The organism is Roseiflexus sp. (assembly GCF_057785375.1).
In genome coordinates this window covers 1-13,579 of sequence record NZ_JBYNRX010000036.1, presented here as the reverse complement: position 1 = coordinate 13,579, position 13,579 = coordinate 1, and the positions used below count along the sequence as shown (strand labels likewise).

Annotated in this window: 11 protein-coding genes and 1 tRNA gene; 5 read left to right on the top strand and 7 right to left on the bottom strand. The window is 60.7% G+C overall.

Going from position 1 to position 13,579, the window contains the following annotated elements; genetic code table 11:
- Positions 1–26: 26 nt before the first annotated feature.
- The 5 genes from AC3EA7_RS06560 to AC3EA7_RS06540 all read left to right on the top strand — a co-directional run bounded on the left by AC3EA7_RS06560 (position 27) and on the right by AC3EA7_RS06540 (position 8,300).
- Complete coding sequence (locus tag AC3EA7_RS06560; RefSeq protein ID WP_488613239.1) at positions 27–3,302, top strand: tetratricopeptide repeat protein; 3,276 nt, start codon at positions 27–29, stop codon at positions 3,300–3,302.
- Positions 3,303–3,458: 156 nt separating this feature from the next.
- Positions 3,459–4,298, top strand: coding sequence for a diadenylate cyclase CdaA (cdaA, locus tag AC3EA7_RS06555; protein WP_488613238.1), 840 nt, complete (start codon positions 3,459–3,461; stop codon positions 4,296–4,298).
- A gap of 21 nt (positions 4,299–4,319) precedes the next feature.
- The gene (locus AC3EA7_RS06550; RefSeq protein ID WP_488613237.1) at positions 4,320–5,678 is read left to right on the top strand and encodes a CdaR family protein; all 1,359 of its coding nucleotides are present in this window, start codon (positions 4,320–4,322) and stop codon (positions 5,676–5,678) included.
- A gap of 18 nt (positions 5,679–5,696) precedes the next feature.
- Positions 5,697–5,990, top strand: coding sequence for an Asp-tRNA(Asn)/Glu-tRNA(Gln) amidotransferase subunit GatC (gatC, locus tag AC3EA7_RS06545; RefSeq protein ID WP_488613236.1), 294 nt, complete (start codon positions 5,697–5,699; stop codon positions 5,988–5,990).
- Positions 5,991–6,005: 15 nt separating this feature from the next.
- Entirely contained in the window at positions 6,006–8,300 is a 2,295-nt protein-coding gene (locus AC3EA7_RS06540) for a xanthine dehydrogenase family protein molybdopterin-binding subunit (RefSeq protein ID WP_488613235.1), read from the top strand.
- Between the two features lie 69 nt (positions 8,301–8,369).
- Here AC3EA7_RS06540 and AC3EA7_RS06535 read toward each other — a convergent pair whose 3' ends face one another.
- The 7 genes from AC3EA7_RS06535 to AC3EA7_RS06505 form a co-directional block, all read right to left on the bottom strand.
- Positions 8,370–8,714 carry a PPOX class F420-dependent oxidoreductase gene (locus AC3EA7_RS06535; protein WP_488613234.1) on the bottom strand — a complete coding sequence of 115 codons (345 nt, stop codon included), beginning with the start codon at positions 8,712–8,714 and terminating at the stop codon, positions 8,370–8,372.
- A gap of 83 nt (positions 8,715–8,797) precedes the next feature.
- Positions 8,798–9,787, bottom strand: a complete 990-nt coding sequence (locus tag AC3EA7_RS06530; protein ID WP_488613233.1) for a TIGR03557 family F420-dependent LLM class oxidoreductase — start codon at positions 9,785–9,787, stop codon at positions 8,798–8,800.
- Positions 9,757–10,413 carry a 2-phospho-L-lactate guanylyltransferase gene (gene cofC, locus AC3EA7_RS06525; RefSeq protein WP_488613232.1) on the bottom strand — a complete coding sequence of 219 codons (657 nt, stop codon included), beginning with the start codon at positions 10,411–10,413 and terminating at the stop codon, positions 9,757–9,759. Before cofC ends, AC3EA7_RS06530 begins: the two co-directional genes overlap by 31 nt.
- 323 nt (positions 10,414–10,736) lie before the next feature.
- Entirely contained in the window at positions 10,737–11,684 is a 948-nt protein-coding gene (gene cofD, locus AC3EA7_RS06520; RefSeq protein ID WP_488613231.1) for a 2-phospho-L-lactate transferase, read from the bottom strand.
- An 18-nt stretch (positions 11,685–11,702) separates the two neighbouring features.
- A complete protein-coding gene (locus AC3EA7_RS06515) occupies positions 11,703–12,335 on the bottom strand; it encodes a nitroreductase family protein (RefSeq protein WP_488613230.1) in 633 nt (210 codons plus the stop codon).
- A 34-nt stretch (positions 12,336–12,369) separates the two neighbouring features.
- On the bottom strand, positions 12,370–13,125 hold the full coding sequence (gene cofE / locus AC3EA7_RS06510; protein ID WP_488613229.1) for a coenzyme F420-0:L-glutamate ligase: 756 nt from the start codon (positions 13,123–13,125) through the stop codon (positions 12,370–12,372).
- 314 nt (positions 13,126–13,439) lie between these two features.
- A tRNA-Met gene (locus tag AC3EA7_RS06505) sits at positions 13,440–13,514 on the bottom strand.
- Positions 13,515–13,579 lie beyond the last annotated feature (65 nt).

Genomic DNA, 13,579 nt, shown 5'->3' with positions numbered 1-13,579 from the left:
CGCCACTGCCGCATCAGGGGTCTTCCATGCCAGGCAACCGTGCACTGTTCGACCGTGCGATGGAGCAAAGCCGCGAAGCAGCGCGGCTCATGAACTGGGAAGAGGCGCTAAAGCAGGCAGCCCGCGCATTGCAAGAATTCCCTCAGGACCTGGACGCGCGCTCGGCTGTCGCTGTCGCCTTCTTCAACACGGCAAAGTATGCGCAGGCGCTTCAGATTTTCGATGAATTGCGTCGCATCGATGCCGGTAATCCGTTCTATCTGGAATATCTGGCGCGCACCCACGAGCGTCTTGGCGATGTGAAGGCGGCAACCGCCGCCTATGTGCAACTCGCCGATCTACAGATGAACCGCAAACTGGCCGCACGCGCCATCGACGCCCTGCGCGAGGCGCTACGCCTGCAACCCGACGCCGACGATCAGCGGGTGCGTTTAGCGCAGTTGCTCGCTGACCATAATGCGACAGCAGAGGCGGCAACCCACTATCTCGAACTGGCGCGGCGCCATCAGGCGCGCGGGCAACTTGAACAGGCGGCGGATCTGGCGGAAACCGCGCTGCGTTGCGAACCAGAGAACCGTGAAGCCAAAGAGTTGATTGCGACGCTCCACGATGCCCTGGCAACCACTGTCCAGTCGGCCATCGAGGCGGCGACCGCCGCCCCTGATGCAACCTCCCTGCCCATCATCGGCGCCGGCGGCTTGCGCGGCGCGCACCTCGCTATCGAGCGAATCGTCGCTCAGGCGCACGAGCGTCAGGAGGCGGGCGATATCGACGGCGCCATCGAACAGTATGAACGCGCCCTCAAACTCGGAACTGATCGCAGCGACGTCTTTTATAGCCTGGGATTGCTCTACCAGGAGCGCGGCGAGTATCAGCGCGCCATCGAACTGCTACAGGGCGCCGCCGGCGACCCGGAATATGCCCTGTCGGCGCATTACATGCTTGGTCAGGCGTACCAGGCGCTGGGTCAACTGCCGGAAGCAGCGCATGAGTACGAACAAACGATTCGTCTGTTGCCGCTAGAGTCGATCGGGCGCGCCGAAGCCGATGACATGATCCAGATGTACGAGAGCGCGGCGCAGATCTACATCCAGATCGACGACATTGCTCGCGCGGCAACGCTCTACTCGACGCTGGCGCACTTCCTGCAGGGCAAGCGCTGGGGACGCGAGCGCGCCGATGAGTTTCGCCAGAAAGCCAAAGACCTGACCGAGCGCAATATGTTCGCCAAACTTCGCACGCTCGGCACCGGCGCGTTAACCGCATCGCCATCCGTCCCTGCACCCGAAACCTCCCCCGAAAGTCCAATGCCCGAAACGTGGGGGAAAATTCGGCCCATTACCGATTTTCTGCGGTCGCCTCAGCCGCAGACATCAGACGACCGCATCGAAGCAACCCCATCCGTCGCCATCGAGTCGGTCGATCCCCTGGCAGTCCTTGAAACGCTGCCACCTGCCGAACACGTTCCGGCTAAGCCAGTGACACCACTCGACACAACCGGACTGGATGACATCTGTGAACGGTATGTGCTGGCAAGCGAAAAGTATGTCGAGCAGGGGTTGATGCTGGCAGCCAACGACGCCTGTATGGAAGTGATCAGGCTGAACCCGGATTATTTGCCAATCCATCTGCGATTGGGAGAAATTTACGAGCGTGATGGGCGCAAAGACGAAGCGCTGATCAAGTATCAACTCTTGATCGACACGTATGTAGCGCGCAATGAACCCTGGCGTGCTATTGATGTCTACTATCGGCTGATCGAACTGTCACCCGATACGATCATGGCGCGTTCACGGCTGGCTGAGTTGCTGCGCGCTGAAGGACGCAACGACGAAGCAGCGCAGCAACTGGCTGTGGTTGCCAGCGCGTATTTTCGGATGGGGCAAACGACCAAAGCGCTCGAGGAGTATCGGCGCGCCCTGCAATGGTCCCCCTCCAACGCCGACCTCCATGCGCAGTATGGGCAGGCGCTCCTGAAACTCGACCGCACCGAAGCAGCGCTGGTCGCGTTCCGGCGCGCCCTCGAACTCGACCAGCAGAATCCGGTCAATATCGCGCGCATCAACATGGCGCTGGCAATGATGGGGGAGCAACCCGTCGCCGTCTGGCAATCGCTGGCGACACTGCTCGACCAGATCAAACAGCAACCACAACGCTTGAGTGACGTGCAATCCGAGTACCGCGCCGCGCTGCTGGTTGCCGATCTCCCGATCCTGCACTATCTTCTGGGCATTATTCAGCAGCAGGCAGAGCAGCATCCATCGGCGCTGCTGGAGTTCGAGCAGGCGCTCGAACTGCTCAATACCGAGAGCGATCCCATGCTGACACCACATCTTGTCTATCAGGCGCTGGCAGATAGCCATATCGCACTCGGTCAGGCAAGCGAGGCATTGAGCCAGCTTCAGCGCGCCCTGGATCTTCCACCCGCATCGCCGCCGCCGGACAACGCCCGGTATCCGTTCTCGACTCCCCTTTCCCAGGGTGAAATCGTGCGCCGCATGGCGGAAGCCTACGCTGCGGTCGGCGATCTCGCCAGCGCCGAGCGCGCGTTGCAGGAAGCCAAACAGTTCCTGCCCTACGACCGCGCGATCTACACCAAACTGTCCGACATCTATTTCCGGCAGGGGCGTTTGAATGAAGCGCTGGCGCAACTCGACGAACTGGCGACCCACTACGAGCAGCGCCAGATGCTGGATCGCGCGATTGAGGCGCTCGAAAATGCGCTGCGCCTGGCGCCCAACAATATCCCGATCAGCCATCGCCTGGCGAAAATGTATATCCGGCGCGGCTACCTGGATAAAGGCATCGAAGCGTTGACGCGCGTCGCTGAACTTCAGCGGAAGGAAGGGCAGATCAAGGACGCGATTGCCAACCTTCAGCAGGCGGCTGAGGTGTACTGGACGCTCGGCAGGCAGGAAGAGGCGCGCGTCCTCTATGACAGAATCGTGCAGATTGCACCGAACGATATCGAAGCGCGTCAGTGGCTGTCGTTCATGTACACGCTGGCCGGCATGACCCGTGAAGCCATCGCACAAAAGAAGCAGATTATTCGTATCCTGCTTCATCACCGCGATCTGGATAACGCTATCGCCGAGATGCATCAGATCTACGGACTGGACCAGAACGATACCGACAATCTGTTCCAGCTGGGTGATGCGCTCATGCGCCGGCAAGAGTACGAACAGGCAATCCGCATTTATACCCGGCTGGCAAAAGTGCCGGGTGTCGAGATGGAGCGCGTCCAAGCGCTACAGGCGGCGGCGAAACGGATGCTCGAACAGCAACAGGCAGGGAATCGGTGACGAACGGCGCGCGGCGACGGTGACAGGACTGTTGTAGACGTGCGGATGCCGCATGGACAACGGTTTCTATCATCAGTGTGTCATCCCAAAACGCCGGGATAGCGGTAAAATATGCGTGAACGCCTATCCCGACGCGCCGTGCACCGATGGAACGATATGCCTGACATTCGCAGCATCCTGGAATGGATCAATCGCCTCGCCGACCGTCTCAACCCCTTCGTTGACCCGCGCGCTCTGCTCGACATAGCGATTGTCGCCCTGATTTTCTACTGGCTGCTTGGTGTCATCCGCGGCACGCGCGCCGTTCAACTGTTGCGCGGTTTTGGCATCATGCTGGTCATCTCGATCGCGCTCAGTTCGGTGCTGCCGCTCGAGACGCTGCGCTGGCTGCTCGAAAATGCCATTCAACCCGCCTTGATCGTGGCTATCCCGGTTCTGTTTCAGCCGGAATTGCGCCGTGCGCTCGAAAGCCTGGGACGGACCAACGATCTGCTGGGACGCCCCTTCTCGCGCGCCAACCGCTCGGAATTGATCGAAACGGTGATTGGCATTTCACGTGCTGCACAGCAGTTGTCGCAGCAAGGCATTGGGGCGTTGATGGTCATTGAGCGTGAGACGGGGCTGCAAGAATACGCCGACCGCGGCGTCATCCTCGATGCGCGCCTGGCGGTGCCGCTCCTGTTGAATATTTTCTATCCAAATGCGCCGCTGCACGATATGGCGGTCATTGTGCGCGGCAACCGCATCCTGGCTGCCAACGTCGTGCTGCCGCTCAGCGAAGACATCGTCGGACCACGGCGCCTCGGCACGCGCCATCGCGCGGCAAAAGGCATCTCAGAGCAATCCGATGCTATCGCCGTGGTGGTTTCCGAAGAGACGGGCGCGATTTCGCTGGTGCACGACGGACGTATGGTAAGCTATCTCAATGAGGCGCGTCTGCGAAGCATGCTGGCGGGTTTGCTCAAAGTGCAACTCGACGAAGAGCCAAAGAACTGAAGTGCGCGAAAGGTCGTCGTCGTGGATTTCCTGAACACCTCAGCCCTGCGTTTCCTGCTGGCATTGATCCTGGCATTCACGCTGTGGGTCTTTGTGTCGTACACCCAGAATCCCGATCTTTCCACCGCCTACGATAATGTACCGGTAGATATCGAAGGCCTCGCGCCTGGATTGATGGTCGTCGATCAGGAAGGTCTGCCACGCACCCAGCGTCCTGAGGTCGATATCACCGTCCTGACCGACGCAGAGACGCTCCGCGAGCGCGATGTGCGCCTGAGTGATTTGCGCCCTTTTGTCGACCTTACCGGACGCGGGCCGGGTGAGCATAATGTGCCGGTCAATGTTGTCACAACCCGTCCGCTTCGCCTGCGCACCGCCGTCGAACCGAACTATCTGGTTATCCGGCTGGATCAGGAAATAACCAGGACTGTCGCGCTGACCATCGAGACCTCTGGAGGCGTGCCGTTTGGCTTTGAGGCGCGCGCACCGCAGGCAACCTCACGCGGGCAACCGCTGACCGCCGTCACGGTGCGTGGACCGCAGGGAAGAGTAACGCGCGTGACGGCGGTGCGCGCGCGCGTCGATATTGACCGCCTGACCGCCAATTATAATTCCCCGCGAACACTCGAAGCCATTGACGCCAATAACCAACCGGTAGCCGGCGTGACGGTCGAGCCGGCCACTGCCGATATCCTGGTGCCGATCATTCCCAGCGTCGGTCTCAAGCGGGTGCCGGTTGTGCCGTCGATCACCGGCTTCCCTGCCAGCGGATATGTGGTCGCCGGAGTTGAGGTATCACCATTGCTTGTGACGCTGACCGGCAGCTCAGGACCGCTCGATGACGCCGAGAATGTTCCAACTGCCGAGGTGGATGTCACCGGCGCAACCCAAACGTTCACTCGCTCGGTTTCGCTCATTGCGCCGCGTGGCACGCAACTTCGCTTCGGCGAGCCGACAGAGGCGATCGTGACGGTGCGAATTGCGCTGGTCAACCGTCCATTCCAGGTCACTGTACCGGCGTCGGTGCAGGCCACCGGCATGAATGATGGATTGCTGGTATCGATCAGCCCCAACATCGTTTCCATCACCGTGGCCGGCGCCTCTGCACAACTCGAAGCCTTATCCGGCGCCCAATTGCTTGGCATTGTCAATGTCCGTGGATTGGGACCGGGAACCTATGAACTCGAACCAACGTTCACGCTCCCGGAAGGAGTGACTCTGGCAGCGCCGGCGCCGCGCGTCTTCGTGACGCTGCGCCTGCCGTCAACCGCCACACCGGCGCCGACATCAACAATCGAGAGTGAGATTCAACCAACGGCGACGCCAGGCACGCCCGCAGCGACGCCAGGAGAAACGCCAACACCGACAGCAACGCCATAGAAGAGGGAGGACGGTCATATGTCGCTGACACTGGACGATGTTGAACACGTTGCACGCCTGGCGCGGCTGCGCCTCTCGCCCGCCGAACTCGAGCACATGCGCGATCAACTGTCGCGCATTCTCGACCATTTTCAGATGTTGCAGCAGATCGATGTCAGCGCTGTGCCACCAACAGCGCAAGTCACCGATCTGACCAACGTGATGCGCGAGGACGAGGTGCGCCCGTCGTTGCCGCGCGAGCAGGCGCTGGCAAACGCCCCTGAGCAGCAGGATGGAATGTTCCGGGTCCGTGCCATTTTTGAAGAGTCGTGAGAAGCGAGGAAACCTGTGTCTCACAATGGATCAACGTTTCGCTACCTTGGCAAAGGGCATCGCCTGGTTGAAGGCCTGGAGAAGATTACCGGCAGCGCAAAGTATGCGGGCGACCTGTCGCTTCCTGGCATGCTGCACGCATGTCTGGTGCTGAGTCCGTATGCTCACGCGCGGATTGTCTCGATTGATGCCGACGCTGCCCGGGCAGCGCCTGGCATTGTCGCCGTGCTGACCGCCGAAGACCTGCCGACGCGGGATCGCGCCGTCAATTCACGCCATAGCGCGGTTCTGGCAAAGGATCGCGTCCTCTGGCGCGGCCAACCCGTCGTGGCAGTCGTCGGTGAAACCGAAGCGGCAGCGCGTGATGCCGCCGACCTTGTGCTGGTCGAGTATGAGCCGCTGCCGCCAATCGTGGATGTGCGCAAAGCCGCTATGCCCGACGCGCCGGTTATCTGGCCCGAAGGGCTGCCCAAAGAGGGCGCCGACCTGACCGCAGCCCATGCTGCGGTTGACAAAGGCGAACAGGAAACAACCGGCGCGCCCTCGAACATCCACGACGAGGTGCATTTCGCGCGCGGCGACGTGGAACGCGGCTTCGCTGAAGCCGATGTCGTCATCGAGCGCGTCTACTGTACCCCGATGGTTCACCAGGGATACCTCGAGCCGCATGCGTCGGTTGCTGAACCCGATCCGTATCGTGGCAGCGTCACCGTCTATGCCAGCACGCAAGGGCAATTCAGCGTGCGTGACGAGGTGGCGCGCCTTTTGTCGCTGCCGAAGCACAAGGTGCGCGTTGTGCCCATGACGATTGGCGGCGGTTTTGGCGCCAAGTACGGCATTATCGACCCACTGGTCGCCGCCATTGCCGTGACGGTCAAACGTCCGGTGCGCCTGGTGCTGACCCGCACCGAAGATTTTCTCTCGACGACGCCCTCGCCGGCGGCGATAGTCGAACTGAAGGTTGGCGCGCGCGCCGACGGCGCGCTCACGGCGATCCAGGCGCGCGTGTTGATGGATAATGGCGTCTTTCCCTTCACCCTGGGAGGAATCGTCAGCATTCTGCTTGGCGGCTATTACAAATGCCCGAATGTCACAATCGACTGTTATGAAGTGTTGACGCATAAGCCGCAGGCTGGCGCTTACCGCGCTCCCGGAGCGCCAACTGCCACGTTTGCGATCGAATCGACGATCGACGACATTGCACGCGCGCTTGGGCGCGATCCGCTCGAATTTCGCCTGCAAAACGCTGCCGAAACCGGCGATCCGATGGGCAACAACGATCCCTGGCCCCATATCGGGCTGAAACTGGTGCTCGAGCGGCTGCGCGACCATCCTGCCTGGAAGGAACGCGAGGTTGGACCCAACGAGGGTGTTGGCATCGCTATCGGCGGATGGCCCTGCGGCATGTCGCCTGCTGCGTCGGTGTGCCGTGTGGATACCGATGGCACTGTGCGCGTGCATGTCGGATCGGTCGATATTTCCGGCGTCAACTCCTCACTCGTGCTGGTAGCTGCCGAGATCCTCGACATCCCGCCTGAACAGGTGGAACTCATTCAAGGCGATACCCGCAGCGGTCCATTTGCCGGTCCTTCCGGCGGCAGTCAGACGACCTACAGCGTGGCGGGGGCGGTTGCGAATGCAGCCCGCGCCGTGCGCGAGAAACTGTTCCATGTGGCGGCAGACCACTTCGAAGCCAGCGCCGCCGATCTCGAACTCCGCAACGGGATGGTGAGCGTTAAGGGTTTCCCCGATAAAGCGATCTCGATCGGTGAACTGGCAGCAATCGCTGAAAGCAGAGCAAGTGGACCGGGACCAATCGTTGCAGAAGGAGGCGCCGCCGTTTCTGAGAATGCACCCGGCTTTGTCGCCCACCTGGCAAAGGTGCGCGTCGATCCCGAAACCGGGCAGGTGACGCTGAAACAGTACATCGCCATCCAGGATGTCGGATTTGCCCTCAATCCGACGATGGTTGCCGGTCAAATCCATGGCGGTTCGGCCCAGGGCATTGGCTGGGGACTGTACGAGGCAATGGTGTATGATGAGTACGGCCAATTGCTGACTGCCAGTTTCATGGACTACAACCTGCCCACGTTCGATCAGGTTTCAGACATCGAAGCGGTGCTGGTCGAAAACCCCTCGCCGCACGGTCCATTCGGCGCACGCGGCGTCGGCGAGCCGCCAATTACTGCCGGCGCTGCGGCAATCGCCAACGCCATCCGCGACGCTACCGGCGTGCGCGTAACCGAGATTCCGATCCGCGCAGAAACGCTGTGGCGGGCGATGCACGATTCACAGAAGGGGCAGGTCTGAGACCTGCCCCGACGCCCATATACAGGTCTGAGGCATTCCCGCCCAAATGTGGCCGCCGATCATGGCGCCTCACCCCATCACATTGACCTTCTCCGGCGCAATCTTGAATCGCACCCGTCGCTGATCCGGCGGATTCGACGTGAAGCGTTCTGCGCCGGTGTATCGCCGTGCCAGGTAGTCGATATGCACACGCCCTTGCTCCTCATTGACCTCGACAACCGGGCCGCGAATCTGAATGTACCGGTAGATGTTGTCCGGATCGATGACCACCAGCGCGACATAGGGATTCGCCCGAATTGCGCGATCTTTGAGCCGACCGACAGCAGTATTCAGGTAGATGTATCCATCTGCGAAGTGAAACCAGACCGGCGTCGCTTGCGGTGTGCCATCGGGCAAGGTTGTCGCCAGGGTCATGATCAACGGTCACTCGAGCAGATCGCGGTGCGACTCCGGGATTTCCGCCGGCAGCGTGGCGTGATGTCTCATACGACGCTCCATTATGCTTTCAAGCGCGGCATGACCTGTTCGCTGAACGCTTTGATGAACTGCTCCTGATTGCGTCCGACATTGTGCACATGAATCTCATCGAACCCCAGATCGATGAACTGCTGAATGTATGCACGATGTTCTTCAAGATCGGGTGAGATCAGCATCCGATTCTTGAAGTTTTCCGGGCGCACCAGTTTCGCAATCTCGGCGAAATCTTCCGGGCTGCGAATATCCTGTTTCGGGAAGGGCATGCCGCCATTGGGCCATTCGATCAGTGCATTCTGCATGGCTTCTTCATAGGTTTCCGCCCACGACATGTGCAATTGCAGCAGTTTCGGCATCTGTGCGGGATCTTTGCCCGCCTTCCGCGCACCCTCTTCGAACTTCCCCAGCAGCATGCGCAGTTTGTCGGGGCTGGCGCCGGGTGTGATAATCCCATCGCACTCTCTCCCCGTCCATTCCGCAGTCACCGGTCCAGCCGTTGCGATGTAGATCGGCGGCGGGTTCGGTGGCAACGTCCAAAGACGAACTCGCTCCATTGTGAAGTATTTCCCGTCATCGTGGCGAGCAACTTTGCCGGTGAACAGTTTTTTGATGATGCTCACCGCTTCCTGGAGCATCTGAAGGCGGATGTGCGGCTCGGGCCAGACGCCGCCGACCACACGTTCGTTCAGCGCCTCGCCGCTGCCCAGCCCCAACCAGAAACGACCGGGAGTCATTGCAGCCTGGGTTGCAGCCGCTTGCGCCACAACCGCCGGATGGTACCGGAACGACGGGCAGGTCACACCCGGACCAAATGTCAGGATGCGCGTCGTTGCCCCAAGCGCCGCCATCCAGCTCCAGACAAACGCGCTGTGCCCTTGTTGCGGCACCCACGGCTGAAAATGATCCGCCGCCATGACTCCCTTGAAGCCGTGCTGCTCGGCAAGCTGGCAGTATGCCAGCAGATCGTTCGGATGGAACTGTTCTAAGGCTGCGGCATATCCGATAATCGCCATCGATGTGCTCCTTTACGTTCAAAAAACTCCCGCGCCAGGCGTTGCGCCGTTGTATTTCCGGGTTGCTGCGCCAGCCAGATCAGATCGTTGATCTTGTCGATGTCACGCTCGAGATGCGGCATGCGCACAACATGCACCGGCAACCCACGACGCCGGGCTTCTGCACAATGACGCACAAAACTGCCAGGACCAAACAGGAACGTCCATCCTCGTGCAGGATGGACCAGCAGCAGGTTCGTTCCGCCATCATGGGCTGGTGTGAGCGCCACGCCGGATGTTGCCGATAGCGTTGCAATGTCTTCTGCGCGCAGCAGCGGGATGTCTGAAGGCGTCACCAGGAGAGCGGCGGCGCCAGGCACATCCGCAGCCGCCTGACACAGTGCAGCGTTGAGATCAGACGTCTGATCCACAGCAACCGCTGCGCCGTACACGGCTGCTATTTGATACGCTGCCACATCCCGGCTAATCACTGTTATCCGGTGAACCGGCGATTGTGACAGCGCCGCCAGCACATCGCCAAGCATCGCCAGCGACAACTCCCGCCGTTCGTGTGCATCGAGCGCGTGCGCCAGGCGTTGCTTCGCCTGACGTAACTCTTTCACCGGAACAATCGCGTGGATCTCCATATCGACGTCCCATGCTGCCTGGTAATACCAACTTGCGGTCAGTCAGACAAGATGTTCGAGCGCTCGGTTTGCAAGGCGTAACAATCTACAACGCCCTGGCATCAGCAGCCCCAACCGGGCTTGCACGTGCGGTGCGCGCCGTCGAACCGCCTGCGGTGAGCAGGGTCGAACTGCCTGCGGCGAGCAGGGTCGAGCCGCGCCCTCAGCGAGGGCGTTCGCCCGCAGCGCCGGCAGTAGTGTATGAATGACCGCGCATAAATCCGCTGCCGTGTTCAAGCCCATTCCAGACGCCGCCCGCCGCAGATGAACCGGCGCTGTAGCGACTAGTACGAGCGACACCGTCTGGCGGTTCTTGCAGCATCGAGCGTTGCTTCAGCCAGACGCCGTTTCTCGGCAGGACCGCGCATCACGGTGTCGGTCACCGCCACATCGACGCCAGACACGCGAAGGTCATTCGCCAGATCGGCATCCGCCTGATCGATCACGAGCACATCGATCACGCCACGATAGCAGGCAGCCACACCGCGCACCGACACCTCCAGCCCAACGGCGCGCATCAGCGGCGCAGCCGGACCCTTGACCGGCGCGCCGGCAATGATCGGGCTGACTGCCACCACCGGCGCCGACGATGCCACAATCGCGTCACGCACGCCGGGCACCGCCAGAATCGTGCCGATACTGACGACCGGGTTGCTCGGCGCGATCACAATCGTCTCAGCCGCGCGCAGCGCTTCAAGCACTCCCGGCGCCGCACGCGCCCGCTCGACGCCGACAAAACGCACCCCAAGCGCCTCATCACGAGCGCGGCGCTGCACCAGATACTGTTGAAAATGCAACCATCCCACCGGCGTGGCGATCTCAGTCGCTACCGGATCATCGCTCATTGGCATCACCCGCACACCGACATTCAACGCGCGGCGAAACGCATCCGTCACCTGCGAGAGAGTCCATCCGGCACGCAACAACTCAGTGCGGCGAATATGCGTCGCCAGGTCACGATCGCCGAGTTTGAACCAGGTCTCAGCGCCGAGTGTCGCAAGCATGGACAATGTGTGCGTGGTATCGTCACGAATCCCCCATCCCTGCGCTGGATCGACGATTCCGGCCAGTGTGTACGTCACAATATCGATATCCGGGGATACATGCAACCCGTGGAAGACCATATCATCGCCGGTATTGACGATAGCTACGATGGTTTCCGGTGGCACGACCTGCACCAACCCTTCGAGGAAACGAGCGGCGCCAACGCCGCCCGCCAGGACGACAATCATACAACGGCTCCATCCGGGTCAATCGAAGCGAACGATCAATGCCTCGAGCGGCAATCGCTCCCGGCGGACCGGTTCGGCAGCGGCATACCCCACTGTAATCAAGGCATGGGGTATCAGCGCCGGATCCAGGTCGAGCGCCGCCGTGACAACTTCCGGGCAAAACAACGGGGCGCACATCCACCCGCAGTCCAGCCCAAGCGCATACGCGGTGAGCAGCATATTCTGAACAGCGCAGCCGAGGCTTTGCACTGCCATAGTCACTTCGGCAGCATGACGCACAGCATCGGGGTAGGCATCGAGATCGACCGTATACAGACACGGCAGAATAACCACAGGGGCGCTCGTAATCCGTTCATATGACTTGCGCGCACGCAAGTCGATCGTCGCAGCGTCCTGACCATCGAGTGCAAGCTGGCGACGCCATTCATCGCCCATGGCCTCCGCAAGCGCACATTTGACTTCCGCGCGGGTCAAAACCACGAACCGCCACGGCTGCCGGCCGTGTGGCGAAGGCGCCCAACGAGCCGCTTCGAGCATCGCCAGGATATACTCACGCGCAACAGGACGATCCGACAGGCGACGCACCGAACGCCGGCCACGGATAATTTCCGCCAGCGAGAGTGACAGACGATTCGTTTCAGCGGTCATCATGAACTCTGGCGCTCCTGCGGTCTTTCTGCATCCATCAACGGAACAGATCGCGTTCCGGCGCCCGGATTAAGACACGCGCGCCATCATCGGAGGGCGCCACTGAATACCCGCGCACCACCGCAGCGGGGATCCGATCCACTTTACCCATAACCAGTTCCGCAGCCGAAGCCAATTCATCCGCCACGGCAATCACGCTGGCATGCATGGTATAGCCATATGGATCTTGCTTCCCGACATAGTCAGCCAGTGGTGCGAGACCGGCGGCGCCGATTGCCACATTCACCTGTCCTTCGCGCCACGGTCGCCCAAAGGTATCCGAAATAATGACCGCCACATCAGCCTGGCAACGTTCACGCAGCGCCAGGCGCAGGCGCATTGCCGAAGCATCGGGATCGACGGGGAGCAACGTCACAAAACGCTCATCGGCTACATTCGACTCATCGACGCCAGCGTTGGCGCAGATGAACCCGTGATGAGTTTCGGTAATCAGAACACCGCGATCCATCCTGACAATCCGCCGACTTTCACGCAGCACCACCTCGTAGTACGCAGCATCTTTTCGTCCTTGCAATGCCGCCATACGCGCCATGTGCGACGGCTCAATCGTTTCCAGGTTTACCAGGCGCCCTTCCGCCTTGGACACAACCTTCTGCGTCACAACCAGCACATCGCCGTTTTCAAGCGCTATCTCATTCCGTTTCAGCGCATCGACGAGAACATCAGCGAGATCATCGCCAGGTTGCACATCACCGATGCCACGTATTGGAATAATGCAGATACCATCGTTCATCGAACAACGTCCTCATACGCCGGACCAGAGTCTACAACCCTGGCCTCCAGCGAGAAGCGCGAGAAACGGAACGCCAGTCATTGTACCACGTCCGCCCCCCATTCCTGAACAGACAGGAACATGGAAAACTGTTCACATGTTGCGCAGCCGTAGTTGTTGCGTCGGTAGGGCGACGCACCCTCGAAGCAGACAAGCGGCAACATCGCCTTCTGACAATTGGCGCTCAAACCGAACGAAAGCCGCCGCTCAAAACAGAGCGCAACGCAAAAGCAAAAAAACAGGTGGTTTCCAGTTTGGAAACCGCCTGTTCTGCGTGGTAGCGGCGGGTGGATTCGAACCACCGACCTTCGGGTTATGAGCCCGACGAGCTGCCACTGCTCCACGCCGCGTTGATTCGGCGCACGGACCTACTCTCCCGGCGGGCGTCCCGCCAGTACCATCGGCGCTGCCGCGT